Below are 23,422 nucleotides of genomic sequence, written 5' to 3'. Positions count from 1 at the left end.
ATCAACGGCGCGAGCGGATTTACCTCTGGGGTTGAAAGGTCCCGGGCTCGGTCACTGGTGGTTTGCCCCAGCCCGGGCATTGCCGGTTAGCGTGCTTCCAGTCGGGCGATTTCTGCTTGCAACTGTTCCAGCGCACTGCGCAAGGCGCCGCTGCTGGCCAGTTGCTGTTCACCCTGGCTCACCACGGCCTTCAGTTGCGCCAGGTCACCGCTGGCTTGCGCTTGCTGCACGGCAACCGCGTAGAGCGGGTGCGCATGTGACGGCTGCTCGACCCGCTGATTATGAGCAGGCGCCTGGCTGACAGCCGCGTGTCTCACTGGCGTCCAGTGGTCTTGATCGTAGTACTTGTAGTCGGCAAAACCGCTGGCCCAATCGGCGCCTAGAATGCCGCGCAGGTCGAAGGTCTGGGCGATTTGGCTGTTAGGGCCGCTCGGGCTGCCATCCAGAGTGAGGATGATGTGGTTTTCCGCATCGGCAGTCAGTTTGGCCTCGGAATACTCACCCCAAACCTGGGCACGGAAATTGACAGGGGGGTAGGTGCTTTGAAAAATGCTCGCAATACCGCTGACTTTCTTGTTGACGGTATCCACCAGCAGCTCCAGGGTCAAAACCGGTGCGCCGAGTAGCGAGCTGGAAACGTTGAGGCGCGTGTGAAAAAGTCCAATTGACATGGTGCAACTCCCTTAATTGTATTCAGGACAAGCCAGGCACATTCAGTTGCCGGTCAGCGGCGTTCCAGCCTGCTGATTTCACCCTTGGCAGCCTCAAGTGCACTCTGCAACTGGGGTTGCTGGTCCAGTTGTTGTTTGGCAAGGCTTGCCAGATTTTTCATCTGGGCCAGGTCACCGCTGGCAATGGCGCCCTGAATCGGCGCGGCGTACAGCGGCATGATCGGCGGATACGGCAGGATTACCGGGCCGGGTTCCAGCGGCAGTGGATAGGCCCTGGAAGGCACCGACTCGACGAGATGGGCGGGCGCAGTGACCTTGACCCTGCGCTGACCATTGAAGTACTCGTAGTTGGCGACCCCTGCTTTCCAGTCGTCACCGACCACCAGATGCAACTTGAAATTCACGATGGAGTTCGAGCTCGGACCACCCTGGTTGCCTTGAACGGTGATGAGGATTTTGCTGACCCCGGGTTTCATCACCGTCATGTAGGTGTACTCACCCCAGACATCGGAATGCACATCCAGCGGCGGGTTGGTTGCCTGAGTGATTGCGGCAGTACCGCTTACTGTTTGCTCAGGTGTAAACACCAGCAAATTGAGCGCCAGGTTTTGTGCACCCGGTTGCTGAGTACCAATTTGATAGCAGAGTGGGAATAAACCGACAGACTGTTGAGAAGAACCAGACATAATTATTGCCTCCATTGCAATAGGGGAGCGGAAACAGCAGTTAGTGCTGTTCCAGGCGTGCGACTTCCTTAGCCAACTGCTCGTACGCGCTACTTAGTTCTTTGGGTTCTGGCTTGGATGCATCGCGTTGTTTCAACAATGTTTTCATTTGCGGCAGGTTGCCTGCCTTGATCGCGCTTTGGATGGCCACCCCATAAGGGGGCATGCTATGGCCAGTTGATTTGCTCATAACGATTCCTTCCGTGGTTGTGCGAATACTGCTGTCATCAGCAGTTTTTGCAGTTAAGCAGGCGTTGATAAATATGCAATGGGCAATGGGCTAGTACGGCTGATAAATTGTTAATATTATTTTATTAATAGCGACGCGTTAGGAGGTTGGCTGTTTGTTATCAGGATTGGCTATGAGAGAGTGCGCTGGGTTCTTTCCTCATAAGCAGGACGAGTTTTTATCGCCATTAATAATGAATGTGCGCAGTTGTTTATTTTTCTGGTCATTAAGTACGATAGTTCCAATAAGAACATCTTCTTATTGCGAGTCTTCAGCCTTCTTGAGCGGCAATTCGCCGAATGATCTGCAAGGCTTCCTCGCGCAGCAACGGCTGTTTCATCCGCTCGGCCAGCAATGCCATTTGCCGCGAATATTCGCAGGCGACCACTGCTTCGACCTGTTCGCCCTTGCACAGCAGGGCGATGAAGGCATATTGCTCTGGGTTGCCTTCGAAGACGATCCGGTCCCATTGGTCGGCGTGACCGAGCATCTCGAAGGTCTTGTCGAAGTGATACGTCCAGAAGAACGGCACATCCACGTAGCGTGTTTCAGCACCCAACATGTTTTGCGCAGCGACCCGCGCCTGCTGCTGCGCCAGGCGCCAGTGCTCGATGCGTGTGGGGACACCTTGTAAGGCAAAGGAGGCGATGTCGCCGGCGGCCCACAGTCCTGGCGCAGCGCACATGCCCTCGGTTACCGGTAACCCGCCGTCATCGTCCAGCTCAACACCTTCGAGCAGGTCGGTGACCGGGTTGACGCCGATGCCGATCAGCACCAGATCGGCGGGAAGTCGTTGACCATTTTCGAGCAGAACGGCCTCGACGTTGTCCTGGCCCTCGAACGCCTTCGGCTGGGTATTGGCATGAAAGACCACGCCGTTGTCTTCGTGCAGGGACAAAATCGCCAGGCCGATGCGCTCGCCGAACAGCGTGCTGAACGGTGTTTCATGGTGCGCGACCACGCTGACTTCCAGGCCATGGCGGCGCAGGGCCGATGCCGACTCCAGGCCGATGAAGCTGGCACCGATGATGACCACCCGGGCACCGGGTTTTGCGATGTGCAGAATGCGCTCGGCGTCCGTTCGTGAACGCAGCGCCAGGATGTTGTGCAGATGCGCACCGTCTACCGAAAGCGGCCTGGGTTCGCCGCCACTGGCCAGAAGCGCGGCGTCGTAGTCGAAGGTGCGTCCGTCACCCAGGGAAACCCTTTTGGCGGCTACATCGAGACGGATGACCTCACCTTGAACACGCTCGATGTACTGTACGTTGTAAAAGCGTTCATCGAGCAGCGGTGGCGTTTCTTCGACGGACATTTCCCCGGCAAGGACATATTTGCTCAGCACCGTGCGGTCATAGCCGGGGTCCGTTTCGCGATCGATCAACACCAGGCGACCGGCAAAGCCGTGTTCACGCAGGGCGGCTGTTGCCGCTGTACCCGCAGCGCCTGCACCGACGATCACGAAGCAGCGTGAATCAGCGGCACGAACTGCTTCGATGGGCGCAAGGGGTTGGTCGTCCACGTGTACGTCGCCATCGACCACGTTGGCCGGATAGCGGATCAGTCCATTCAGGGCTGGCGGTTCGCACAATTGACCGTCTTCGACCGTGAACATCGCCTTGTGCCACGGGCAAATCAGCCGACCATTGCAGACAATGCCTTCGTCCAACGGAGCCTGCGCGTGCGGACATTCGCCCTGATAGGCGTAGACCCGTTCGCCGGCCCGCAACAGCACGATCTTCAGTGCGCCGATTTCAACGCGAGTACCGCGGTCTTCACGAAGATCGGTAAAGCGGGCGACGTTGTGCAGGGACATGACAACTCTCCGGGGGGCGGGATTTTCCGTTGGCGTCGGCAGCGGCGGGGGGGCGTCAGTGAAACTGCAGCCCCGCTTGGCAGGCTCGACCCTTACAGTAAAGCAGTGAAAGCGATTGCCCATTGAAACCCTGCATCGATGCTCCCGGGATCGCTTGCGTTGCGTTCCACGCCATGCAAACTTTCGTGACTCCACCTGACTGATGGCTTTTAGCATGACGGATAGCAAACTCGGCAGACACACTCCCGGCGCCCAGGACATCGTCGCCGCGCTCGATCTGGAACCCCATGTGGAAGGCGGTTTTTACCGAAGAACCTTTCAGTCTGACCACCAGCTCATGGTCGAGACCACAGGGGGGCGGCGCTATGCAATGACCTCGATCTATTACCTGCTGACGGGCACGTCTCCCGTCGGCCACTTTCATTTGAACAAATCCGACATCGTTCACTACTACCATGTAGGCGATGCAATTCAGTACTTCCTCATCTATCCGGACGGCGCATTGAAAACCGTGGTGATGGGCAATGACGTCACTGCCGGGCAGCGCCTGCAACTGCACGTGCCTGGTGGTGTCTGGAAGGCATCGCAGCTCATGGATGGACCGGCTGCTTACGGCCTGATCAGTGAAGCCGTTTCGCCAGGGTTTGATTTGGCGGATATGCAATTGGGCAGTCGGTGCAAGCTCAGCGAGCTGTTTCCAGAGCATTCGATCTTGTTTGAACAGCTGGCGCGAGCATAAAGCGCCAGTCAGTCAAGTGTTGGCGCCCCCGAAAAGATCGCAGCCTGGCGATTCATTGGGTTGCAATGGATGGGTAGAGTGTTGCGTTCGTGAAATTTATTCTGTAGTTTTTCATGAAATTATAAAAACATAATTTCATGAGTGCCCGAATGTTTCAGCAATCCTCGCAGCATGTCGCCAGCTATTACGCCCACAGTTGCGCTGATCGCCTGTTGGATCGGGCCGCTCTGGAAGGTGAACACACTGCCGAGGTGCTGATCATCGGTGCCGGCTTCAGTGGTTTGCATACAGCTTTGCGCCTGGCCTTGGCTGGCAAGCGCGTGACGTTGCTGGAAGCCAGTCGTGTTGCCTGGGCTGCCTCGGGGCGCAATGGTGGGCAGGCGATTCTCGGCTGGTCGTGTGACATGCCGCCTCTGGAGGCTGCGCTGGGTCATGAACGCGCGCGGCGCTTGTGGGACGGCATGCGCTGGGCGGCGCAGGAACTGCGCGAGTTGCCTGTACGCCATGGTTTCGACTGCGATTATCGCCCTGGCCATTTGTGGACGTCGGTCATGCCACGTCGGGTCAGTCTCCTGACAGAGTGGCAACGCGAGGCTAGCCATAAGTGGGGCCACGATGGCCTGCAATTCATTGCGCGTGAGCAGTTACCGCAGTGGGTCGCCAGCGAGCGTTATCAGGCGGGGCTCTATGACCCCGAAGGCGGCCATCTGAATCCATTGAAGCTGGCGCTTGGCCTGGCCGCAGCCATCGAGCGTGCTGGTGGCTGCATCTTTGAGCAGAGTAAAGCGCTGAGCTATCGCGAAGAAGGCGATCAGTACCTGGTGACTACTGAGCGCGGGAGCATTCGGGCAAATGTCCTGGTGCTGGCGTGCAATGCCTATCTTGATCAACTCGATCCTGCACTTGCCAGTTGCGTGTTGCCGGTGGGCACTTATCAGGTAGCCACCGCGCCGCTGACCCCCGAGCAAGCCAGCGCGCTGCTGCCGAGTAATGTCTGTGTCACCGACAACCAGTTTGTCCTCGATTATTTCCGTCGCACACCGGATAACCGCTTGTTGTTCGGTGGTGGCTGCACCTATCTGGGCGGGATGCCCAAAGACATCGCTGCCGCGACACGGCCCTATCTGGAGCGGGTCTTCCCGCAGCTCAAAGGTGTCGAGCTGGAGTTTGCCTGGGGCGGGCATATCGACCTGACCCTCAAGCGCACCCCCGACATTGGCCGGCGCGGCGACCTCTACTGGCTACAGGGTTATTCCGGGCATGGCGTGCTTCCAACATTGGCGGGGGCTCGCGCCGTGTCCGATGCGATTCTCGGTCAGCCGGACGAGCTGGCCTTGTACCAGGGTTTGAGTAATGACAGCTTTCCCGGCGGTAAATACCTCGCAGCGCCATTGGAAGCCATCGGCAAGGCCTGGTACCGACTGCGCGACAGCATTTGATGAGTCATCTTCCGGAATTACTGCCATGAACAAGCAAGAAGAAATCGCCGCGCTGGCGATCCTGATCCACGATCTGCGCAAGCACAAGAAATACACCCTCAAGGCATTGGCCGACAAAATCGACCGTTCCGTGGGCTTTCTTTCGCAAGTCGAACGTGGCTTGTCACGGCCGACCGTGGCGGACCTGACCGCGATCAGCGAAACCCTGGGAGTGCCAACCACCTACTTTTACAGCTTGCCGAAACCCAAGGTGTTGCCTTGGGTGACCCGCCCGGATGAGCGCCGCACGTTGTACTACGCCAACGGGATTACCGACATTCTGGTCTCGCCGAAGATCAGGGCTTCGTTCTCGATGCTCGAAAGCCAACTGGAGGCCGGCGCCAGCAGTGGCGAGCGACATTTGAGCGACAGCTCCGAGCAGGGCGGCTACGTGCTGGAAGGCGCATTGACGCTGTGGTTGGGCGATGATGACGAGCCAGTCACCTTGCAGGCCGGCGACAGTTTTCAGCTCGACAGTCACACACGCTGTCGCTACGGCAACCTCACTGACCAGCTCACGCGAGTGCTTTGGGTTTACACCTAATAACAATAAAAGGAACAACAACGATGGATGCTGCCTGCTCTGATCTGCTGGCCGAAGTTCGTGCTTTTCGCCAACGCTACCCCGAGGTGCGCTATGTCGACCTGATTTCCCTGGATATTCCCGGGCATTTCTACGGCAAGCGTTATCCGATCGAGATGCTCGAAAAGGTGGCTGCCGGCAGCGCCCTCAAGCTGCCGCAGAACTGCGTGTTACTGGGCGTGCAGGGTGGGCTATTCAAAATCGGCGACTACTGTTTTAACGACGGCGACCCAGATGCTCTGCGGCGCCTGGTGCCAGGCACGCTCAAGCCGGTGAGCTGGGAATCGAAGCCGCTGGGTCAGATGCTGATCACCTCGGACGGCACTGAAAAACCGATTGTCTTCGAGCCACGCGAGGTCCTCGCGCAAGTGCTTGAGCGGTTGCGCGGTAAAGGTATTCATCCGGTAGTGGCGTTCGAGCTGGAGTTCTATCTGTTCGATAAACAGTTGCGTGAGGGGCAGCCACAGTTCCCCCGCGATCGGCTGTCGGACGATGCCGATGATCAACCGAACATGCACATCGAACGGCTGTCGCGCTTTTCGCCGGTGCTCGATGAAATGGTCGAAGCGGCGAGGGCGCAAGGCATCAATACCACGGTGATCACTGCCGAACTTGGGCCGGGCCAGTTCGAGATCAACTTCGGTCATCTTGATGACGGCCTGCGTGCTGCCGATTGGGCGGCGCTGTTTTGTCGTAGCACCCGCGGCGTCGCGCTCAAGCACGGTTACCGCGCCAGCTTCATGGCCAAGCCTTACTTGCAGCATCCGGGCAGCGGCATGCATGTGCATGTCAGCCTCTATGATGCCGAGGGTAAAAACCTGCTGGCAGCCAACCAACAACAAGCTCTGCGGCATGCGGTGGCCGGCTGCCTGGAACTGTTGCCGCATTGCATGCCGATCTTCGCACCGAACCAGAACGCCTTCCGTCGTTTGGGCGGTACGGTGAACGCGGCGACACGTGCCAACTGGGGGGTCGAGGATCGCGATGCGTGCGTGCGGATTCCCGATTCGGATTCGAAAAATTTGCGCATCGAGCATCGCCTGGCGGGCGCGGATGCCAACCCTTATCTGGTGCTGGCAGCGATTCTGGTGGGATTGGAGCAGGGGCTGGAAACTGGTCGCGAGCCGATTGCAGCGCTCAATGAAGACCGCAACAGCGGGATCGATTTCCCGCTGGAAATGCTCGAAGCCGTGCGCGCCATGCAGCATCAGCCACAACTGCGCGAGGGTTTGGGGGCGGAGTTTGTTGATGTGTACTGCGAGAACAAGCGCCAGGACCACCTGGCCTTCATGCAGGAGATCAGTGCGCGCGAGTACCGCTGGTATCTGTAACGATCGCCGACTCAGCCCCGTGAACCGAGTCGGCGTTTACCTCGGTGTTATCGAAGGAATGCCTGCATGTCGCTGGTCAGTTTCTTTAGTGCCACCTTGAAGTCGTTGGCGGTCACCTGCTGGCTTGTATTCTGCAACTGCTTACCGAAGACCTTGCGAGCGACTTTAGCCACGGTTTGGCCGTTGCTCGCGTCGATCATCTCGGCTTCGATGTACAATTCGGTGTCTTGGTCGCGGTGACCGGTGGCTGCCTGAGTCGCGCCTATCGCGGCCGCGACCGGAACCACTTCATACCATTTCATGCCCTCGTTAGAGGCCGTGACCCCGGTAATCGCGGCGCGTACGACCAGGACGCGAGAACCGGCAGGGGCCGACTGAACATCAGACACCACACGGTACTTCTGGCTCAGTGTGCTCTTGGCACTGTCTGTCATGTAGGTTTGCAGCTGATCCAGCGTCTGGCGGTTGACTCGCTCATTGGGCTTGGGGGCCGGGTACAGTTCCAGCTGCTTGAAGGCCACCGTGTTGTAAGCGTTCGGGTTCCAGGAAGGCGTCACCCAACGCATGGCTTTCTCGCCGCTGGGGGTGGTGACTTCTTGCAGGTTGCTGTAGTTGGGAAGAAACCCTGAGTATTGTTCCTTCTGTGTAACTTTTGAGGTGCAACCGCCGAGCAGCAGGCCGGTCAAGGCAACACCGACAAGCAAGTTTCTGGATAGGTCCATGTTTTTAATCCGTAGGTTGAGATGTTTTATTCAGGTCGCCTTAGTGGTGAGGCCGGTATTATCCGTGTCGATTACCTACCTCACTCAGCCACAGCCCGCCAGAAACCTGGATCCCTCGCGAATCAGCGTAGGTACGAATGGCGAAATATCCAGTAGTGATACTCGTGGACGCATTGCTCCGTGACATCGTCTGCCTGGTTGTGGAATGCACCCGGTAGGGTGCTATAGAATTTTTTTCTTCCTGTTCTTGACATGCCCGACGAACACGTCCAGAATTGCGTCCATTCCTGATTCAGGAACGAGAAAAACCCTTTAGATATCAAAGGGTTGGAAACAGATAACAATCCAGTTTCCCTCTCCAGTTTGTATGCGTTTGATGTTGTTTTTAGGGCATTGGACGTTTGAGGCCGAGTAGCAAAATGGTTATGCAGCGGATTGCAAATCCGCCTACGCCGGTTCGATTCCGACCTCGGCCTCCACTATAAATAGCTCCGTAGATCACTGATTTACGGAGCTTTTTTATTTGCAGTAGATGGCAAGATTTTGTCTTGAATTTGACGTCAGCGAACTTGCTTAGAGAGGAAGGGGTGTATATATTTCTTCCCCTGCTGCACTGCACCAAAAAAGATTGATCGTTCATTCGATTGTTCTTGAAGGCTTCACCGCGCTACCGCCCGAATGGCGAAACTGGTAGACGCATGGGACTTAAAATCCCCCGTTCGTAAGGACGTGCCGGTTCGATTCCGGCTTCGGGCACCATGAATATCAAGGGCTTGCGTGAGATACCTCACGCAAGCCCTTATCAATTCCGCTCCGCAAAATAATTACCCGCTCCGCAATTCACTTGGTTGGCGTGACCTTTTTGCCTATACGTTTACGGATGTAGTTTTCGGTCATAACAACAGTCGTATGACCAAGTTGATCCCGTGCTTGCAGGATATCTCCGCTCGACTCTGCCTTGTCAGTGCCAGCTTTTGCTCGCAGGTCACGCATCTGGAAGTCAGCCTTTTCAACTCCCGCCGCTTCTCGCGCCGCATCAAACCTCCCTCGCAACATGCTGGTGGTCATGGGTTGGCCGTTGTCCATAACAATAAGTTTGCTGGTGCGGATCTTATGACCGGCCTTTCTGGCAAGGATCCGGTCAATCACAACCTTCAACTCTCCAACAATCTCAATCCGCCTTTTTGCTCGGGTTTTCCCTTGCTGCACTGCCAGTCTGTCGTCGCGGATATCTCGTTCGTCCATTTTTAACGTATCGGCGATTCGTTGCCCAGTCAGATAAAACAGGTCTAGGGCATCTTTGAGCGGCTGATCGGCATGCTTGTACACCTCGGCCAGCATCTCGTCCTCGACGTATGTATCACGGCCTTTCTCTTTGTTGCCCTTTACACCTGCACAGGGGTTTGCCAGCGCTGTATAGCCACTAGTCCTGGCAAAGTTCCAGATAGCGCTGAGCAGTGCCTTTTCCCGGTTCGCTCTGACCGGCGCTTCTTTGCCGCGCAGCCTTAGATATTGAACGACATGCTGTGGCTCAATAGCTTCGAGCGGCGCCGGCGGATCGTTGAAAAACTTCAGCAGCTGCTTCAGCTCCCGAGCGTTATCCTTCTGCGTGGCTGGTGCTTTCGTCGGGACCACTTCCTCCATGTACTTGTCCGCGACATAGGCGAAGGTCAGAACATCCTGAACCATCGCGGAAGAGACCCGGGTCTTTTCGAGCCTTGCATACTCAACAATGGCCAGGCCGTAGTCACCACCCAGCGGGATTTCTTTGCGCGGCTTCTCTCCAGTGTCGTAGTAGTAAAAAACGTTTCCGCTGCGCTGAGTTCTCTTCCTGAGCCGGGTAATGCTGTCAGGCTTCGATGGCTTCCTTCCCATTTACCCCGCCTTACGTGGCTGCCAAGTTGGTTTTGCGATTGCAGCGCTTGCCTCTCCGGTCAATGCCGAAGTGATCACGCAGGGCCAGCCACTGCGCTTGATGGTGTGGCGGATGCCATTGCGCTTGAGCACGGTTATTTGTCCGGCCTTCGTCCCGGCGCCAGTGAGGAGTCGCATTTCTTCCGGACTTAAAAATTCTATTTGAGACATGTCTTTCTCCATGCTGCGCGTGGCGGCAGAAGGTGGGGAGGGTTACGCCGAGCGTTTGCCGTCGGCATCCAGGCTGTAGTAGCTGCGGCAATTGCAACGCGGGCAGACCAGGTCGCGCATGCCGCTGATGGTGGTGTTCGGCACGCTTGTGCGGTCGGTGTGCAGGTGTTTGTTTCGGCAGCGGGTGCATTGGACTTTCTGTTCTTCGGGCATGAGTGTTCCTCGCCCGCCGTTCACCGGCAGGCTGGTAGGTGAAAGAGGGGTTAGGGGTAGTTTTTGCTGATGCGCTTGGCGATGTCTTGAAGCGATTCGGCCATGTACCACATGTCGTTGTTGTCGCGGCGTGACACGACCATGGAGCGGGCGACGTTCCGGCCCATCAGGATTGCGATAGCCAGACGGATCAGAGCGGCCTCGAGCTTGCGCCGAAGGAGTCCTTTACGAAGGATCATCACCGTGGCCCCGTGTAGATGAGCCAGGCCATGTAGGCGAGGGCGATCATGATGCTGCCTCCCTATCGCGCCATTTTTCGTAGCCTTCGCCATACTCCCAGCAGTAAGTGGCCGGCCAAGCACCACGCACCGAGCTGTCGACGATGTTGTAGTGCCATCCGCCATTGGCCGGCGTGGTTTTAATCCACACGTGTTGCGCGCCGCCGAGGTTCCAGTCGCCGTAATCCTTGATGACCTCGTTCATGAATTCATTCAGGTCGTGGTGGCCCCTGCTCATGACGATGTAGGTATCACCGCCGACGCTTTCTACTTCAAGCGGGTATTTTCTCATAGCGCCACCCGCCGGCCCCAGATGCAGACAGGACCGTCCTCCGCATCGTGAATCGACAGGATGAACCAGCCTGGTTCGGCGGGGTTCTGAATCTCCCACACTGAGCAATCAACCTGGCCGTCTTCCATGTAGACGTTGAACGCGTCGGTCGACACGTCGCTCTCCATGTACGTGACCCTCGTTTCCACCTGGTGGCGTGCGCACCAGTCGTTGAATTGCTCTTCGGTGATTTCGTCGTCGAATTCCGACAGGTAATCAGGGTGGGACCACCAACCGTCTGCATCGCGATGGACCGGCAGAGGTTGAATCAAAACGGTTTCTTCAGGCATGACTGTTCCTTTGCCGCTATAGCGGCTGACTTTGAAGGGGGTATGTGGTCGACATTCAAAGATGTCGAGTGTCTAATGCTTTTTCACAAAACTCTGATAGTAAGGGAATGCAATGAAAAATGTAGAGAAGGTCCAGTTCGATGATGGTGTTCTTTCAACTATATTTTTTCATGAGTTAAGATGGTTGTGCGCAAATATAAAACGCAATACAGATAATCTGTTTGAGACCTGCAAGGTTCCAGATGAAGGATTCGTGATTCAGGTGGATCCTGAAATGCATTCGGTTATTTCGTCGATACTTACTGATGCGGCAAATATTAAAAAGCTTTCAGTTACGGCCGGGGCTAAGCTCAACGGAGAAAACTCTGAGCGCTATCAGATGCGCCTTGGTCGGGCTAAAGCCATCGAGAGTTTTCTTAAAAATATTGGCTTGATAGAGATGCACAAAGTTAAAGTTAGAAACACACTTGAGCATTTTGATGAGTATTTGGATGAGTCGAATTTGGAGCTTACCAAAAAGCCTAAGGGAACCCGTGCTGCCTATAATATGATCATCTCTCATTGGGAGGTTACTCAGCCGAGGCTTTACCCAATACGACTGTATGTGTCATCAGAGCGAAAATTTTACAACATGAAGTGGGTTGTAGATATCGGAAAGCTGGCAGACGAAGCAGTGGCTATTCTCAATAAGTTTTCCACAGAGAAAACATTTGGCCATGAAGCAGATCCCGGCGGACTTATGATTAACGTTTAAAGTGAAGAGTCATCGCTTCGCTCATCCTACAATCTCCATCGATACCAGATCATGGGCATTCAGAACCGGCTTCGGTGTGTAGGTCAGCGTGCCGTCGAGGATCGCTTCCTTGATGGCTTCGAACTCCCAGGCGTAATACTGGGATTCGACGTAGACGCGCATTTCGCCGTAGTCGTGCTTCTTGCGGCGGATGAAAGCCTCGGCGGCGTCCTTGGTGAAGTGGCTGTTCACGATCTCCCAGCGCTTGTTCCAGCCTGTAACCGTGTGGCTATCGCACTCGGAGAGGTATTCCCACTGGTCGTCCTCGTCCAGATCCAAGAACCCGCACTCTCGGTCGGCCTGCAGAGACTCATCCAGCTCGGCGCGCTCTTCATCGTCCAGGTCGTCCCAGTATTCTTTCGGGCTAAACCATGACCGATCCTCAAGGCACACAACTCGACCTTCCGCGTACTCAGGATCAAATCCGTAGTCGATTCGTTTGGTCTGTACGGTGAACAGCGCTGCCGCGGTGCCGTGAGAGCGAACTCCGGCACCGACGCAGTCGTGATGCAGACGCTGCACGAAGTCGGCCCAGGTTGCTGCGCTGAGCGGATGACCAGTGGCCAGGCTCGGAAGCGGCTGGACCGGGTTGTTTTCTGTGGGCATGGGGCGTCCTATGCCGGGTCATGCCCGGGCGGTGGATGGGTGAAGGATCGTGTGGACTAGAACCAATTCAAACTGACATGATCCTTTTCTTTTGGATGGGGCAGGCTGCCGTGGAGAGAAAGACCATAGGGATGGTTATGGCAGTTGGGCTCGCCGTACTTGTTGGGAAAGGGATGCTTGATAGCCATAACCGGCCAGTTCCTCCAAGTAATGCCGGCTCTAGCGTTACTCGGGAAAATGCCGCCCCAAGTCAGCCGAGCGCATTAAGAGAGCCCACCAAGGCTGTCGACTCCGCGTTTGACCATGACTTTTCGAATATCAGTAGCAGCCGTAACCTGACGAAAGCAGACCTTGCTTGGCATGCACTCAACACCTACGGCTGGGACTGCGAGGAAGTCGTTGATGTGCAGCCGGCAGAGCCAGGCAAGAAGTATTCAGTAATTACCTGCGCAAATTCTCGCAAGCTCCGGGTATACCCGCGCAGTGATGCTCACCCGATCATAACCAACATGAAGGGTCAGCTTGACTGAAGCTGCTGCAAAATCCGCGTTCCGATCCAGCGAATTACGGTGACCGCCTTGCTGTTCCCGATCGCCTTGTAGCGCGGGCCGTCCGGGCATTCACTGGCGGGCTTGCCGCGCCATGGGATCAGTGTGTAGTCGTCGGGCATTCCCTGGAGGCGCTCGCACTCGCGAGGAATCAGCCGGCGAACTCTGCTCGTTGTGATCAGCGCCTCGCTGCCGCCACCGGCGTCTCCTGAAGAAGACCGGAGAGATGGAAGGCCCGGGCTGTACTCGCTGATTCCACGAAGAACCGAAACTATCGGCTGTCCGCTACCGGTGCCGTCCTCACTGCCGTCGAAGCCGTCGGCTTTCAGCGTGTGGGTGATCTCGCCAGTGATGCACACGGCAACCTGGCCGCCGGCGTTCGCATGGCTGCCCGAGTGGTTCATGGCGCGCAGCGTTGGCGCAATCACGCCAGCGTCTGCCCCGTGATCCTTGCAGGAGAAGGCAAGCACTGCGTTTTCCTGCCCATTGTTTCGTCCAAGCGCGAAGGCGGTAGTGCTGCTGAAGCCTGGGTCTTGCGTGCCGTGAACCACCAGCAATCCCGACTCTGCGTCCTGCTGAGTGGCGCTGCCGGCCGCCTTGCCGTTGGCATTGAGTGTGCCGGCCACGACGAAGGCTACCGAGTCAGCGCGGTGGCTGCTCTGAGCCTGGGCTCGAAGCGCTGGCGCTGTGATTGGGATATCGTCGAGCGAGTAGCCTCCAGACTTGCGTGCCCCGCCGGTTAGCGTCGGGGCGACAAAGAACGTCTCGCTTTCCATGTCGAGTCGGCTGTCCTTGGCGGTGAGCGTTGCCGATCTTTCGACCGATCCGCCCAGGCTGTGACCACCAAACGCCGGCACACCGCAGAACACTCCGACTGCCGGACCTTCGTCGCCCTCACAATTCGGGCAACCGTAATGCCCTAATGACTCATCGAAGGTGTATCCGCATCCGCACTGGAGCGCAGGGCCGAAAGGAGCTGTTCCGGTAACGTCTTGCCCCTCGCCTCGGCGCGGCGCAGTATCCCGGCGCACGCCTTCTCGCTCAAAAAGTACCTCGGTGGGATCGAATCCGTTTCGAGCACTTGCGACAACGAACACACGACGGCGTCGTTGGGCCAAGCCGAAATATTGGGCGTCCAGGACCCGCCACGCGATTGTTCTTTTGGGTCCATACACACAACCAGCGTCCGTCCATTTCTTCCCCGAAGGCTGCAGCTCGCAGTCTTCCCCAGCAAGCGCGCCAAGAAAGCATCCGAAGGCGTTCCCTTTGTCACTGAGGACACCGGGGACGTTTTCCCAAACGACAACGGAGGCGGGCTTACCTCGGCTGGCGCGAACATAGTCAGTTGCATCTGCAAGCTCCACGTATTTGATGGTGAGGGCGCCTCGCGGATCGGTGAGGCCTTGGCGCATGCCGGCGACACTGAAGGCCTGGCACGGGGTTCCGCCGACAAGGATGTCCGGCGCGGCGATCCTGCCGGCCAGTACTTGGGCGCCGAGTTTGGTCATGTCGCCGAGGTTCGGCGTGTTGGGGTAATGGTGGGCCAGCACCGCGCTGGGGAATGGCTCGATCTCGGCGAACCAGGCGGCGCGCATACCCAGCGGATGCCAGGCCATGGTCGCTGCTTCAATTCCGCTGCAAACGCTTCCGTATGAGATCATGGTCATCCCTTTTGGTAAAATCAGTTGAGAGTAAACATGTCGATGCTTGCCTATCTGGACCCCACTAAATTGAGCTGCGCATTTGCGTTTTTTTCTGCCATCGCCTGGACCAGGTCGGCAACGGTGCGGGTGCCTTACAGCCTTAGGGATTCCAATGGAGAGCTCATGCAGGCGCCAAGCACGGGGATTGATAAAAAAGGTAGGTTCAACCTTCAGGACACTACATATAAACAAGCGTATTGGAACCGTTTGGCTGCTGGTTTCGGGGCAGTGGCTGCGATGTGTCAAGCCATAAAGGAGTTTCCCCTTTGACTGATCCGTCCTCGCCGGCTGGCGTGATTCAAAAAGTTGGAGTATTTGTTTATGTCGAACTCAGCTTGGCTGGAGGCCGACATGAGATTGCAAAGTGATATTGATGCACTCGCGGCGATCGAGGAAGACGCCCGAGCGATGCTGAAGCGAATAGGAATTCCCGACGACAAGCAGAAGCTTGAGGTCGTTATTTGCTTGCGGCAGATAATTGAGCTTGCTACCTACAGGCAGGCGATTGACCTATTTACAGACAATTCAGCGCAATAGGTGAGGGCGGGTCAGGCGCGCCTGGCTTTGAAGTAGCACATGGCCTTCGAGCTATAGCAGTTGTCTTGCAGGTCTTCGTAAGCCTTGTACTTGGCTTGACTGCGCGTGGCTGCCCAGACTGTCTTCACCCAGTGGCGGGCGTCGCCAATGTAATGCTCAACATCGAACCAATCGACCCATGGAGGGATGACTTTCCACTCCTTGAGCGGCAGGGTCTCGGCCATTTCGCCGTATTGCACTTCATGGGTTGGGTGGTAGTTGCTGATCCGCTTCTTCGAGTCTTCGTCCAGCACCACGCCGATGTAGTGGCCGCGGTCGGCCAAGATGATGCCGGGCTTACCGTAGGCGATGACACGGCGCCCGATTTCGGCGGGCACCTGATAGTGCTGCCGGACGTATGCGAAGTTGTAGCTCATGGTATGTCTCCACTCAGGCGCCTGCCTCGCTGGCTGGCGTGATTCGTTGAAGTGGGGTATTTGTGTTCGGGCCGGCATGGAGTCGGAACGAGGAGATTCAGATGGCCGATTCGCCGTGGGACATGCTGTCCGCTATTGGAACGATGACCGCAGTGGTCGTGGCCTTAGGAGTTTCTGGTCATGCAGCTTGGGTAACCCGGAGGGCGGACAAGGACCGTTCAGAATTGGTTGCGGCAAAAATGCTGAGTCCAATCACGGTACTGGAAAGAAAAGCGTCCTACCTATTTGCCTGGTTTTGTTTCAATGATGTAGAGCCCGCTGATGGGCACATGAATATTCTCAGAGCTATACAAGAGCTTGATGTATTGGCTGGAGCCATTTCCATTGACGATTTGTACCCTCTACTTCATTTGAAAAGTCATGCCGCCAAGAGGGCAGCAAGAGCATTGGGGCTTATCCAGAGTTTTTCCTCCGACGCCACCGCAATGCTTGCCCATCACTCCTGGAGTAATGTCGCGTTGCGCGAGACTCATCATAAAAGATGGGCTGTAATGCTTTCTGATATCAAAGACCACCTCGCTATCGCCGTATTGGCTTGCGAGGTTGCAGCTTCGACAGGTGCGCCACGACCCACGACTGAAGAAATAATGAGGCCATAGTACTTGTGCTTGCCGTGACCGATGGTGGCAATTTGGTTTGGGTTGGGTTATTACGGGTGACCGGCATGAGGCCGGCTTAATTAGAGGGAGTTGCCGTGTCTGTCGTAATTACTTTTGATTTGACCAAATACAACGAGAACGATCACTCCCGGCTGAAGGCAATGTTTGAGCGATTCGGCTGGGAGAATCTTGGCGGAACGGCATATCGCTATCCGAAGCTCGGAACTGCCGACCAGCCTGTAGAAGATTGGTTGAACCATGTGGTGCCAGCTTTAATGGCGTTCAGAGCATACCTCCGCAAACACGCCGGGGTTTCTTTGGAGCGATTCACGATCGATACAAATTCTTCGGCTGGCTACAACCCGGCAACGGGCTTCGGTAATGGCCCACTGCCAGGAAAGCAGGCAGCTGAATACAAACCTGATCACCCTCACTTTTTTGGAAAGAAGAACTTGGCTGAATGGCTTGATGGAATTGACTATCCATACTGAGCCATAAACCGCTGTCGTCGAAGAGGGTCGGTTCAGATATCGACGCAGGTCTCCGAAAATCGCTCAAGCCGTCGCGACCAACTTTCAGAAATTACGATTTCAGGTCGCGACATGCTTGCGAAGCGTGCCGACTCGTCTGCCGGCGCTGCGGCCAGATTGATGATGAACGTCGACACCGTCTCCTGCCACTCTTCGAAGCCGTGGCGCTCGCCGAGGATCTGAAGGGCGTCATCGAGCGCTTTCGAAACAATCAGCGATCGCTTCTCGGCGCCGATCCGTTCGAGCAAGGCCTTCTCCTTGGCGCGCTTGTCCTTCTGCAGTTCTGCATTGCTCTTGGCCATGGCCTACCTCTTCGATTCCACTGGCCGGCAGGTCCAGCCAGGACTGCCGGCGTCGTTGATTTACTACTCGCTTGATCTTGCTCATGCCGCGGCGTTCACCAGGGTTACGCCGGCCATGCTGAAGAGCGAGCCTTGATGCGCAACCAGAGCGTCGAGCGCTTCCCATTTCACGGTCAGCACGCTGAGTGGCGCGAGGCCGCCGGCTACGGCGTGCACCAGGGCTTCCAGATCCGTGACTTCCACTCGGTAGGTCACCGGTTTGGCTGTCGCTGCGGGCTTCGCAATTGCGGCAACTGCTGGAGCGGCTTTCATCGGGGAGGGCGTTGGTGCTGGTTGTGCAGGTGCTGGTTCGATTACGTGTTTTGCCTCATCTGCAATTCGCTGCAGCCCCTCCTTACGAATCCGCTCACGCTGAGCCTCTTCCTTGGTGGTCTCGGCTTTCTGATGCTCCGAGATCCGCACCTTGATCAGCGCAACCAGGTCGTCATTGGCCTTAAGCACCAGCTGCTGGACGTCGTTGAACAGGAACACGTAATCGGCAGCGAGCTCGACCAGGCTGGCCAGGTTGGCGCGGATGCTGTCGCCGATCTGGCTGGCAGCGATCTTCGCCCGGGCCAGCTCTGAGTCGGCGGCATCGCGCAGACTGCTGATGCTCTTCTTGCCTTTGATGGCGCCGGCGAAGTCTGCCGGTACCGCAGGCATACGAGCCTTGCCGCCCAGCGACGTGTTGATCTGATCGATGTGGGCTTGCAGTGCTTTGACCGCACCCATGACGATGTCTTCGCGGATGCTGACCTTGCGAGCCTTTACCAGCTTGTCGAGCATCAGGCGCTTGGTGCGTGCTTCGGCGCTGATCTCGTCGATGGTACGGAAGAGGGCGTCGATGCTTTCTGTCTGGCTCAGTGCGTGCTGTTTGGCGGCTGCCAAGCGCTCTTCGACATCACCGCACCACTTGACCGTCTTCTCGGCATCGGCGAAGTGCTGGTCGGTTTCCAATTCGGTGTTGATCGCCGCGAAGACTGCCAGTGAGTGCGCCTTGAACTGCTCCAGGTTGCTGGCGGTGACCATGCCGGTGACTTCGATACGCAGCGCCGGCAAGCTTTCAGGTGTCTTGCCAACGGCCTCAGGAAGAGCCTCGACCGGTGTGAAGTCGAGCAGGTCGGCCTGGAACTGCTTCCATCCGGCAACGAGTGTTGCGGCGCGACCCGGTACGGGCGTGTATTCCATCGACACGAAATTGTCTTCAGTGCCATCGGAGCAAACGAAGATCACTTTCTCCGCACCGCTCACCAGCAGTTGCTGCTCAAGCTGCCAGTAGTAGTGCGGGTCCAGCGTGCCGGCCAGCACGTCGGCGGCGAGCTGCTCGTTCCACATTTTGTGCTCGAACAGTGTTTCGCCGAGCATGGTGCAGCCGTCGAGCGAGGCGAGCAGGTCACCCTCGGTACCGACAACGGGGAACAGGTCTTCGCCGATCCTCACTTCCAAGATTGGCCGCGCCATGGCTTCAGCTTCATGGCCCTTGTCGAACAGGTATTTCTGCACCCACCACGACACGTCGCGGTCGAGTCCGGTCTTCTTGGCGTGGAGCAGTTCGGTGCGCTTCATCTGCTTCGAAGCGCCCATCATCGCCGGTGCCTCGGAGGCAGTGAAGTAGTTGGCACGGAGCGCGTGCCAGGCTTCGGAACCCTGAGCGACGTTATGGATTTTCATTCTTGCTCTCCTTCAATCGGTGCGAGGGCGTTGATCTTTTCGATCTGCTCCTCACTCAGGGTGAATTTGCTGCTGACGGTTGCGATCAGGTGGTCAGGGGATGACTTGCCGGCGTCAACCGCGATCTGCCATTTCGGTAGGTTCTCAGTGAGCTTTTCTTCGGGGTAGGGCGGAAGCTCGGCGGTGCCCTGGGCTTTCGCTGGCGAAACGTCGCGGATGATCGGTGCTGTTTCCTCGAGTTCGTCCGGGCTGTACACGCCAAGGATCACGTCGGGGCAATAGAGGCGGGACCAGCGCTTGGTGGCGAGATAGGCCAACTGCTGGCGAGGATCGTCCGCCCAGAGCGTGCTGTTGCGGGTGCGGGCCTGAGCCAGTAGTAGCTCAAGTACACGGGGCTCTTCTTCACCGCGAAACGTAGCCCAGACCTTTACGCCAAGACCTTCCTCATCCTCCAGCTTCCAACCTGGCTGGCGGTACTGCTTGCCCTCGCCATTGGTCTTGATGTCGAACTTGCCGATCACCTTTTCCCAGGCGCCGTACCACTCGTAGTGCAGTCGATCCAGAACCGGCGCGCAGGTGGTGATCACTGCGTTGACCAACTGGGCCTCGTAGCCGAGCACGCCATTCACCAGGTGCGTTTTCTGGGCGACCGCAAACGGGTTCATCTTCCATTGCATCGACTGCATCACCACGGCGAGACAGTCAGCCGAGTTGCCGTTGAAGTGCTTGGGCACTGTGGCGCGGCCGGTGGCCATGACATCGGCCAGGCGCATCATCTTGTCGAGGCTGTCGCCGTCGAGCACCAGAGCGCTGGTGCTGGTCGCGGCATGAGGAAGAACGTGCAGAGTTTGTTCGTGCGCCACTGGCGCCACGCCTTGAGCAGACATGAGTGTCTCCCGCGCCATCCTTGCGGGGCGCTGTGAAATTGGATTCGAGTTACTTCGGTGCGATCAGATCGGCCAGGGCTATCAGTGCCAGCCAGCCGGACCAGCCGTGAAGGGAGGTTGCGACGCTGCGCCAGATGAGGTGGCAGGTCGTCATGCAGACTCAACGAGAGATAGAAGGCGCTCGCCCAGCTTGATCTTGGCGGCGACCTGCTCACGAGTGACACCGGCGATCTGAGCGACCTCAGTCAGTGGTAGGCCTTCACGCCGAAGCTTCGCGCAGCGCTTGGCCAAGTTTTGACCGCGTAGATGTGCACCGTGGCCGCTCATGCTGCATCCTCCCTCAATTGTTCAGCGCGATCGGCAGCTCGGTCGGCGACAAGCTCATCGGCGCGTGCCCGGCCATACTCGTTGGCCCATGGCCGAATCAGTGCCTCGGCGATATCGTGCAATGCCGTGGGGTGCTGCTCGTTCTTCGGCTGGCCCAGCGCTTCAATCGCCAAGTCGTATGCCTTGCGATGAACCCGGCGACCGTCGGCGATGATCTCGCACAGCAGGTGCTCAATCGGATACTCGCGGTTGTCGGTCAGTAGCGGAGCGATATGCTCCTGGGCGCCCAAGTGCTCAGCCAGCGCTTCCCACAATGACTGCGGCGTGACCAAGGCAACTGACTTGCCGTTCGCTCGCGGCGCAGTGACGTTCTCGCCGCAGATAAGCTTGTTGATTGCATCGTGGAGCCAGTCAGGCCCTTCCGGTGTTTCGAGGAAATTCAGCATGACCTACTCCTTTTGTTCAAGCTGGCGTGCCAGGGCGCACGCTTCATTGTGATCGCGGCGAAAGCCCCGGACCTTGTCGGTGCGACTGTCCACCACATGGAAGAAAGCTTTACCCGCCAGCCTCACAACGAAGCGCGGCGGTGCGCCGGGCACCGGTTGGCCGATCAACTCGTAGAAGTCGGCGATCGCTATATGTGAGCGTTGACGCAGTGCCTTGCGAACATCGTTTGCGAGCTGAATGGCTGGGTGCATGGTTGCTTCCAGAGTGGTGAGGGGGGGGTGATGTAGTGAGGATTTACGTCTAATATCGTCGGTTGAATTGAGTGACCAACCAGGGAGGGTGATATGAAGCCAGCAATCAATGCGGTGATCATTTATGCGAAGGATGTCGCGAAAACATCTGATTTCTACACTCGGCATTTTGGGTTTTCCGCATTGCCGGAACTCAATGGCATCACGGAGCTGAGCTCGCCGGCAGGCGGTGTCAAGCTACTTCTGCACAAGGCAGCTAAAAGCGTTAAGACCGGTCAAGCTTGCATCAAGCTCGTTTTCGATGTGGGTGATGTTCAGGCTTTCAAAGATGCCGCCGCAGCAATGGGGCTGAATTTCGGGGCTACACATGAGGCCGAGGGATACAGCTTTTCCAATGCCAAAGATCCGGACCAAAATAACGTCAGCATCTCCAGTCGCGCTTTCAGGTCGTGATCTGATTCAAAACCACTCGGCTGCACTCATCTATTCCGCTGGTTGCCGTTGGGCGCGGAGGGGAGTGCATGCGGGTGGTGTCGGATAAGAGGAAATTGCTGTTAGCGGATGAAGTACAGCGATCTGCTAGGATTCAGGACGCCAGGCGAGACCGAGAAAGTTAAATCGATTGCGCCCGCATTGAATTACTACTTAGGGAAAAGCCATGTCGGTCTATGCAATTACCATCCCCTGTTTCGCCCAGATGCTGCGATCCTTATCATCTATTTTGTCTAAGGGCGAGGCTTACGCTCGTGAGCGCGGCTACGATCCGAAAGCTCTACTTGAAGCGCGGATTGCACCGGATATGCACGATCTAAGCCGGCAAGTTCAGTATGCTTGTACTCAGGCACAGGAGGCTGTTCAGCGGCTTACACAACAGCCATTGCAATCGCTCGATCCTCCCGAAAACTTTGCTGCGGCGAAAGCGCTGATCGAGGCTACTCTGGCAGTTCTTGCCTCGGCGGATCGCGCCCAGATAGATAAAGGCGCAGAGCGCCAAATCGCGATTGAGTTACCAAATGACATAGCTTTCGATATGACCGGTAGTGAATACGCGGTGAACTGGGTCACGCCACAGTTCTACTTTCACCTAATCACGGCATATAACATCCTGCGCCATAACGGCGTGCCCCTCGGGAAAGCCGATTACGTACAGCACATGTTCTCCCACCTGAGACAGTAAAAATGCACCACTGAGTACTATCAGGTACCTGAGCGGGCCGCTGGAAGCCCTATAAAGCACCCAGGCCCGCTATTGGTGATGGCCTGGGTTTGCAGCATCAAGTTTTCGTCAGGCTGACGTGGCGCTGGTTGATTCAGGCAGCTTGTTTGGTGAAGGTTCGAATCGTCGCGACCTTCTCTTCCTCGACGCAATCCAGTTCGTAGGCCTCACTCATCCATTCGATGGCATCCGGTTCAGCGTGTTTGCCGCCACCGTAGTAATGCGTCCAGCCGATCCATGTGCCGTCTGGTAGCTGAGCAGCGACCGACTTGGCTTCGTAGTGGCGACCACCGTCGCACGGGATATCCGTTTCAACGTCGCCGCAGCGAGTCTCGTTTCGGCAATCCCAGTGCTCACCGGCTTCTACCAGTGCGGCATAACCTGTATCCGCATCGACACCGGTCATCGCGGCGTAGTTCGGGGCTTCCTTTTTTTGCCAGCGCGCATCGAGCGCCAGGATCAGGAATTTCACTTTCTGCTCAGGTGTCATCGATCTACCCTAGGTTGATTTCCCGTCTGGCCCTGTCGCCAAGACCAGCCAGTGAAATCGTCATGCCGCTTTCAGTGCTTTGATTGCTTCGCCCCGATCTTGGGCGACTCGAACGTGTTCAGTGGCGCGGGTATCGGCTTTCAACTTGCCCAACCAGTCACCGTTTTTCTTGCACTTCGCAGCTTCCGCTCTCGAATGCTTTGCGTAATCGCGAAACTGCCTGGCTTCGGCGCGCAGGCGGGGAATATCGTCTTTCGTCAACATCTAGCTTCCTCCCGGTTGTTTTCCCAATGCACCCGTCACCAGGTGCATCAGTGAAACTTTCCGCCGTGACCCGCTACTGGCGTCGGTCACTGGCCTATCTCAAGTTGTTCTTCCAGCCACGGGCCTTTCGGCTTGTTCTCCCGCTGGATAACTGTTCTTGGCGTTTTACGCTGCACGCCCGGGTCAGTTGCCAACCCTCTGAACCGTTGAGGCCGGTTCATCGCTGCCTTTGAATCTGGGCCGGTGGT

Annotated in this window: 32 protein-coding genes and 2 tRNA genes; 13 read left to right on the top strand and 21 right to left on the bottom strand. The window is 56.9% G+C overall.

Annotated elements, in window-relative coordinates; genetic code table 11:
• Positions 1-86: 86 nt before the first annotated feature.
• From BK658_RS18785 to BK658_RS18770, 4 genes are all read right to left on the bottom strand, one after another.
• Positions 87-671 carry a DUF1842 domain-containing protein gene (locus BK658_RS18785; protein WP_123583583.1) on the bottom strand — a complete coding sequence of 195 codons (585 nt, stop codon included), beginning with the start codon at positions 669-671 and terminating at the stop codon, positions 87-89.
• Between the two features lie 53 nt (positions 672-724).
• Positions 725-1,357 (bottom strand): DUF1842 domain-containing protein, encoded by a 633-nt coding sequence (locus BK658_RS18780; RefSeq protein ID WP_123583582.1) that lies wholly within the window; start codon positions 1,355-1,357, stop codon positions 725-727.
• 40 nt (positions 1,358-1,397) lie between these two features.
• Positions 1,398-1,586 (bottom strand): DUF1843 domain-containing protein, encoded by a 189-nt coding sequence (locus BK658_RS18775; RefSeq protein ID WP_123583581.1) that lies wholly within the window; start codon positions 1,584-1,586, stop codon positions 1,398-1,400.
• A 310-nt stretch (positions 1,587-1,896) separates the two neighbouring features.
• A complete protein-coding gene (locus BK658_RS18770) occupies positions 1,897-3,438 on the bottom strand; it encodes an FAD-dependent oxidoreductase (RefSeq protein ID WP_123583580.1) in 1,542 nt (513 codons plus the stop codon).
• A 214-nt stretch (positions 3,439-3,652) separates the two neighbouring features.
• On the opposite strand from BK658_RS18770, the gene BK658_RS18765 reads away from it, so the two are divergent.
• The 4 genes from BK658_RS18765 (at position 3,653) to BK658_RS18750 (ending at position 7,569) form a co-directional block, all read left to right on the top strand.
• Positions 3,653-4,177 (top strand): cupin domain-containing protein, encoded by a 525-nt coding sequence (locus BK658_RS18765; protein WP_123583579.1) that lies wholly within the window; start codon positions 3,653-3,655, stop codon positions 4,175-4,177.
• 149 nt (positions 4,178-4,326) lie between these two features.
• A complete protein-coding gene (locus BK658_RS18760; protein ID WP_123583578.1) occupies positions 4,327-5,616 on the top strand; it encodes an NAD(P)/FAD-dependent oxidoreductase in 1,290 nt (429 codons plus the stop codon).
• A gap of 25 nt (positions 5,617-5,641) precedes the next feature.
• Positions 5,642-6,199 (top strand): helix-turn-helix domain-containing protein, encoded by a 558-nt coding sequence (locus tag BK658_RS18755; RefSeq protein ID WP_123583577.1) that lies wholly within the window; start codon positions 5,642-5,644, stop codon positions 6,197-6,199.
• Between the two features lie 23 nt (positions 6,200-6,222).
• Positions 6,223-7,569, top strand: coding sequence for a glutamine synthetase family protein (locus tag BK658_RS18750; protein ID WP_123583576.1), 1,347 nt, complete (start codon positions 6,223-6,225; stop codon positions 7,567-7,569).
• 47 nt (positions 7,570-7,616) lie between these two features.
• Here BK658_RS18750 and BK658_RS18745 read toward each other — a convergent pair whose 3' ends face one another.
• The gene (locus BK658_RS18745) at positions 7,617-8,291 is read right to left on the bottom strand and encodes a DUF3313 domain-containing protein (protein ID WP_123583575.1); all 675 of its coding nucleotides are present in this window, start codon (positions 8,289-8,291) and stop codon (positions 7,617-7,619) included.
• 405 nt (positions 8,292-8,696) lie between these two features.
• Here BK658_RS18745 and BK658_RS18740 point away from each other — a divergent pair.
• Positions 8,697-8,770 (top strand) — tRNA-Cys (locus BK658_RS18740).
• Between the two features lie 193 nt (positions 8,771-8,963).
• Positions 8,964-9,050 (top strand) — tRNA-Leu (locus BK658_RS18735).
• Between the two features lie 81 nt (positions 9,051-9,131).
• Here BK658_RS18735 and BK658_RS18730 read toward each other — a convergent pair.
• From BK658_RS18730 to BK658_RS18710, 6 genes are read right to left on the bottom strand one after another with little or no spacing between them, the layout of a single operon-like run.
• Positions 9,132-10,166, bottom strand: coding sequence for a site-specific integrase (locus tag BK658_RS18730; RefSeq protein WP_123583574.1), 1,035 nt, complete (start codon positions 10,164-10,166; stop codon positions 9,132-9,134).
• The gene (locus tag BK658_RS18725) at positions 10,167-10,376 is read right to left on the bottom strand and encodes a DUF4224 domain-containing protein (RefSeq protein WP_123583573.1); all 210 of its coding nucleotides are present in this window, start codon (positions 10,374-10,376) and stop codon (positions 10,167-10,169) included. It lies immediately after the preceding gene.
• Positions 10,377-10,418: 42 nt separating this feature from the next.
• Positions 10,419-10,589 carry a hypothetical protein gene (locus BK658_RS30035; RefSeq protein ID WP_185019858.1) on the bottom strand — a complete coding sequence of 57 codons (171 nt, stop codon included), beginning with the start codon at positions 10,587-10,589 and terminating at the stop codon, positions 10,419-10,421.
• Between the two features lie 50 nt (positions 10,590-10,639).
• Positions 10,640-10,828 carry a hypothetical protein gene (locus tag BK658_RS18720; protein WP_123583572.1) on the bottom strand — a complete coding sequence of 63 codons (189 nt, stop codon included), beginning with the start codon at positions 10,826-10,828 and terminating at the stop codon, positions 10,640-10,642.
• Positions 10,829-10,874: 46 nt separating this feature from the next.
• Entirely contained in the window at positions 10,875-11,159 is a 285-nt protein-coding gene (locus BK658_RS18715; protein WP_123583571.1) for a hypothetical protein, read from the bottom strand.
• Positions 11,156-11,488, bottom strand: a complete 333-nt coding sequence (locus tag BK658_RS18710; protein WP_123583570.1) for a hypothetical protein — start codon at positions 11,486-11,488, stop codon at positions 11,156-11,158. Before BK658_RS18710 ends, BK658_RS18715 begins: the two co-directional genes overlap by 4 nt.
• A gap of 112 nt (positions 11,489-11,600) precedes the next feature.
• On the opposite strand from BK658_RS18710, the gene BK658_RS18705 reads away from it, so the two are divergent.
• A complete protein-coding gene (locus BK658_RS18705) occupies positions 11,601-12,242 on the top strand; it encodes a hypothetical protein (protein ID WP_123583569.1) in 642 nt (213 codons plus the stop codon).
• Positions 12,243-12,263: 21 nt separating this feature from the next.
• On the opposite strand, the gene BK658_RS18700 is transcribed toward BK658_RS18705, so the two are convergent.
• A complete protein-coding gene (locus BK658_RS18700) occupies positions 12,264-12,887 on the bottom strand; it encodes a hypothetical protein (protein WP_123583568.1) in 624 nt (207 codons plus the stop codon).
• Between the two features lie 517 nt (positions 12,888-13,404).
• On the bottom strand, positions 13,405-15,051 hold the full coding sequence (locus tag BK658_RS18690; protein ID WP_404943189.1) for a DNA cytosine methyltransferase: 1,647 nt from the start codon (positions 15,049-15,051) through the stop codon (positions 13,405-13,407).
• Between the two features lie 81 nt (positions 15,052-15,132).
• On the opposite strand from BK658_RS18690, the gene BK658_RS18685 reads away from it, so the two are divergent.
• Entirely contained in the window at positions 15,133-15,408 is a 276-nt protein-coding gene (locus BK658_RS18685; RefSeq protein WP_123583565.1) for a hypothetical protein, read from the top strand.
• Between the two features lie 81 nt (positions 15,409-15,489).
• The gene (locus BK658_RS18680) at positions 15,490-15,675 is read left to right on the top strand and encodes a hypothetical protein (RefSeq protein WP_123583786.1); all 186 of its coding nucleotides are present in this window, start codon (positions 15,490-15,492) and stop codon (positions 15,673-15,675) included.
• An 11-nt stretch (positions 15,676-15,686) separates the two neighbouring features.
• Here BK658_RS18680 and BK658_RS18675 read toward each other — a convergent pair whose 3' ends face one another.
• Positions 15,687-16,091 (bottom strand): hypothetical protein, encoded by a 405-nt coding sequence (locus BK658_RS18675; protein WP_123583564.1) that lies wholly within the window; start codon positions 16,089-16,091, stop codon positions 15,687-15,689.
• 101 nt (positions 16,092-16,192) lie between these two features.
• On the opposite strand from BK658_RS18675, the gene BK658_RS18670 reads away from it, so the two are divergent.
• Complete coding sequence (locus BK658_RS18670) at positions 16,193-16,750, top strand: hypothetical protein (RefSeq protein WP_123583563.1); 558 nt, start codon at positions 16,193-16,195, stop codon at positions 16,748-16,750.
• Positions 16,751-16,845: 95 nt separating this feature from the next.
• Entirely contained in the window at positions 16,846-17,241 is a 396-nt protein-coding gene (locus BK658_RS18665) for a hypothetical protein (RefSeq protein ID WP_123583562.1), read from the top strand.
• A gap of 32 nt (positions 17,242-17,273) precedes the next feature.
• Here BK658_RS18665 and BK658_RS18660 read toward each other — a convergent pair whose 3' ends face one another.
• The 5 genes from BK658_RS18660 to BK658_RS18640 all read right to left on the bottom strand — a co-directional run bounded on the left by BK658_RS18660 (position 17,274) and on the right by BK658_RS18640 (position 21,204).
• Positions 17,274-17,582, bottom strand: coding sequence for a hypothetical protein (locus BK658_RS18660; RefSeq protein ID WP_123583561.1), 309 nt, complete (start codon positions 17,580-17,582; stop codon positions 17,274-17,276).
• Between the two features lie 81 nt (positions 17,583-17,663).
• Positions 17,664-19,292: a YqaJ viral recombinase family protein gene (locus BK658_RS18655; protein ID WP_123583560.1), complete on the bottom strand. Its 1,629-nt coding sequence runs from the start codon at positions 19,290-19,292 to the stop codon at positions 17,664-17,666.
• Positions 19,289-20,179 (bottom strand): RecT family recombinase, encoded by an 891-nt coding sequence (locus tag BK658_RS18650; protein ID WP_123583559.1) that lies wholly within the window; start codon positions 20,177-20,179, stop codon positions 19,289-19,291. Before BK658_RS18650 ends, BK658_RS18655 begins: the two co-directional genes overlap by 4 nt.
• 323 nt (positions 20,180-20,502) lie before the next feature.
• Complete coding sequence (locus BK658_RS18645; RefSeq protein ID WP_123583558.1) at positions 20,503-20,952, bottom strand: hypothetical protein; 450 nt, start codon at positions 20,950-20,952, stop codon at positions 20,503-20,505.
• A 3-nt stretch (positions 20,953-20,955) separates the two neighbouring features.
• Complete coding sequence (locus tag BK658_RS18640; protein ID WP_123583557.1) at positions 20,956-21,204, bottom strand: hypothetical protein; 249 nt, start codon at positions 21,202-21,204, stop codon at positions 20,956-20,958.
• Positions 21,205-21,297: 93 nt separating this feature from the next.
• Here BK658_RS18640 and BK658_RS18635 point away from each other — a divergent pair, with 93 nt between their 5' ends.
• Positions 21,298-21,657 carry a VOC family protein gene (locus BK658_RS18635; RefSeq protein WP_123583556.1) on the top strand — a complete coding sequence of 120 codons (360 nt, stop codon included), beginning with the start codon at positions 21,298-21,300 and terminating at the stop codon, positions 21,655-21,657.
• Positions 21,658-21,862: 205 nt separating this feature from the next.
• Positions 21,863-22,381, top strand: coding sequence for a DUF1993 domain-containing protein (locus BK658_RS18630; RefSeq protein ID WP_123583555.1), 519 nt, complete (start codon positions 21,863-21,865; stop codon positions 22,379-22,381).
• A gap of 133 nt (positions 22,382-22,514) precedes the next feature.
• Here the strand turns inward: BK658_RS18630 and BK658_RS18625 are convergent, their stop codons facing one another.
• Both BK658_RS18625 and BK658_RS18620 read right to left on the bottom strand, forming a co-directional pair.
• Positions 22,515-22,892: a hypothetical protein gene (locus tag BK658_RS18625; RefSeq protein ID WP_221178613.1), complete on the bottom strand. Its 378-nt coding sequence runs from the start codon at positions 22,890-22,892 to the stop codon at positions 22,515-22,517.
• Between the two features lie 78 nt (positions 22,893-22,970).
• Complete coding sequence (locus BK658_RS18620) at positions 22,971-23,174, bottom strand: hypothetical protein (RefSeq protein ID WP_123583553.1); 204 nt, start codon at positions 23,172-23,174, stop codon at positions 22,971-22,973.
• Between the last annotated feature and the right edge of the window lie 248 nt (positions 23,175-23,422).

This window comes from Pseudomonas brassicacearum, assembly GCF_003732175.1.
Taxonomy (GTDB): domain Bacteria; phylum Pseudomonadota; class Gammaproteobacteria; order Pseudomonadales; family Pseudomonadaceae; genus Aquipseudomonas; species Aquipseudomonas brassicacearum_G.
This window is presented reverse-complemented; position numbering and strand designations above follow the sequence as displayed.

What these genes read in the sequence shown, in the direction of transcription:
- BK658_RS18785 (WP_123583583.1), bottom strand. Translation starts at nt 671, where the DNA reads ATGTCAATTGGACTTTTTCACACGCGCCTCAACGTTTCCAGCTCGCTA.
- BK658_RS18780 (WP_123583582.1), bottom strand. Translation starts at nt 1,357, where the DNA reads ATGTCTGGTTCTTCTCAACAGTCTGTCGGTTTATTCCCACTCTGCTAT.
- BK658_RS18775 (WP_123583581.1), bottom strand. Translation starts at nt 1,586, where the DNA reads ATGAGCAAATCAACTGGCCATAGCATGCCCCCTTATGGGGTGGCCATC.
- BK658_RS18770 (WP_123583580.1), bottom strand. Translation starts at nt 3,438, where the DNA reads ATGTCCCTGCACAACGTCGCCCGCTTTACCGATCTTCGTGAAGACCGC.
- BK658_RS18765 (WP_123583579.1), top strand. Translation starts at nt 3,653, where the DNA reads ATGACGGATAGCAAACTCGGCAGACACACTCCCGGCGCCCAGGACATC.
- BK658_RS18760 (WP_123583578.1), top strand. Translation starts at nt 4,327, where the DNA reads ATGTTTCAGCAATCCTCGCAGCATGTCGCCAGCTATTACGCCCACAGT.
- BK658_RS18755 (WP_123583577.1), top strand. Translation starts at nt 5,642, where the DNA reads ATGAACAAGCAAGAAGAAATCGCCGCGCTGGCGATCCTGATCCACGAT.
- BK658_RS18750 (WP_123583576.1), top strand. Translation starts at nt 6,223, where the DNA reads ATGGATGCTGCCTGCTCTGATCTGCTGGCCGAAGTTCGTGCTTTTCGC.
- BK658_RS18745 (WP_123583575.1), bottom strand. Translation starts at nt 8,291, where the DNA reads ATGGACCTATCCAGAAACTTGCTTGTCGGTGTTGCCTTGACCGGCCTG.
- BK658_RS18730 (WP_123583574.1), bottom strand. Translation starts at nt 10,166, where the DNA reads ATGGGAAGGAAGCCATCGAAGCCTGACAGCATTACCCGGCTCAGGAAG.
- BK658_RS18725 (WP_123583573.1), bottom strand. Translation starts at nt 10,376, where the DNA reads ATGTCTCAAATAGAATTTTTAAGTCCGGAAGAAATGCGACTCCTCACT.
- BK658_RS30035 (WP_185019858.1), bottom strand. Translation starts at nt 10,589, where the DNA reads ATGCCCGAAGAACAGAAAGTCCAATGCACCCGCTGCCGAAACAAACAC.
- BK658_RS18720 (WP_123583572.1), bottom strand. Translation starts at nt 10,828, where the DNA reads ATGATCCTTCGTAAAGGACTCCTTCGGCGCAAGCTCGAGGCCGCTCTG.
- BK658_RS18715 (WP_123583571.1), bottom strand. Translation starts at nt 11,159, where the DNA reads ATGAGAAAATACCCGCTTGAAGTAGAAAGCGTCGGCGGTGATACCTAC.
- BK658_RS18710 (WP_123583570.1), bottom strand. Translation starts at nt 11,488, where the DNA reads ATGCCTGAAGAAACCGTTTTGATTCAACCTCTGCCGGTCCATCGCGAT.
- BK658_RS18705 (WP_123583569.1), top strand. Translation starts at nt 11,601, where the DNA reads ATGAAAAATGTAGAGAAGGTCCAGTTCGATGATGGTGTTCTTTCAACT.
- BK658_RS18700 (WP_123583568.1), bottom strand. Translation starts at nt 12,887, where the DNA reads ATGCCCACAGAAAACAACCCGGTCCAGCCGCTTCCGAGCCTGGCCACT.
- BK658_RS18690 (WP_404943189.1), bottom strand. Translation starts at nt 15,051, where the DNA reads ATGGCCTGGCATCCGCTGGGTATGCGCGCCGCCTGGTTCGCCGAGATC.
- BK658_RS18685 (WP_123583565.1), top strand. Translation starts at nt 15,133, where the DNA reads ATGTCGATGCTTGCCTATCTGGACCCCACTAAATTGAGCTGCGCATTT.
- BK658_RS18680 (WP_123583786.1), top strand. Translation starts at nt 15,490, where the DNA reads ATGAGATTGCAAAGTGATATTGATGCACTCGCGGCGATCGAGGAAGAC.
- BK658_RS18675 (WP_123583564.1), bottom strand. Translation starts at nt 16,091, where the DNA reads ATGAGCTACAACTTCGCATACGTCCGGCAGCACTATCAGGTGCCCGCC.
- BK658_RS18670 (WP_123583563.1), top strand. Translation starts at nt 16,193, where the DNA reads ATGGCCGATTCGCCGTGGGACATGCTGTCCGCTATTGGAACGATGACC.
- BK658_RS18660 (WP_123583561.1), bottom strand. Translation starts at nt 17,582, where the DNA reads ATGGCCAAGAGCAATGCAGAACTGCAGAAGGACAAGCGCGCCAAGGAG.
- BK658_RS18655 (WP_123583560.1), bottom strand. Translation starts at nt 19,292, where the DNA reads ATGAAAATCCATAACGTCGCTCAGGGTTCCGAAGCCTGGCACGCGCTC.
- BK658_RS18650 (WP_123583559.1), bottom strand. Translation starts at nt 20,179, where the DNA reads ATGTCTGCTCAAGGCGTGGCGCCAGTGGCGCACGAACAAACTCTGCAC.
- BK658_RS18645 (WP_123583558.1), bottom strand. Translation starts at nt 20,952, where the DNA reads ATGCTGAATTTCCTCGAAACACCGGAAGGGCCTGACTGGCTCCACGAT.
- BK658_RS18640 (WP_123583557.1), bottom strand. Translation starts at nt 21,204, where the DNA reads ATGCACCCAGCCATTCAGCTCGCAAACGATGTTCGCAAGGCACTGCGT.
- BK658_RS18635 (WP_123583556.1), top strand. Translation starts at nt 21,298, where the DNA reads ATGAAGCCAGCAATCAATGCGGTGATCATTTATGCGAAGGATGTCGCG.
- BK658_RS18630 (WP_123583555.1), top strand. Translation starts at nt 21,863, where the DNA reads ATGTCGGTCTATGCAATTACCATCCCCTGTTTCGCCCAGATGCTGCGA.
- BK658_RS18620 (WP_123583553.1), bottom strand. Translation starts at nt 23,174, where the DNA reads ATGTTGACGAAAGACGATATTCCCCGCCTGCGCGCCGAAGCCAGGCAG.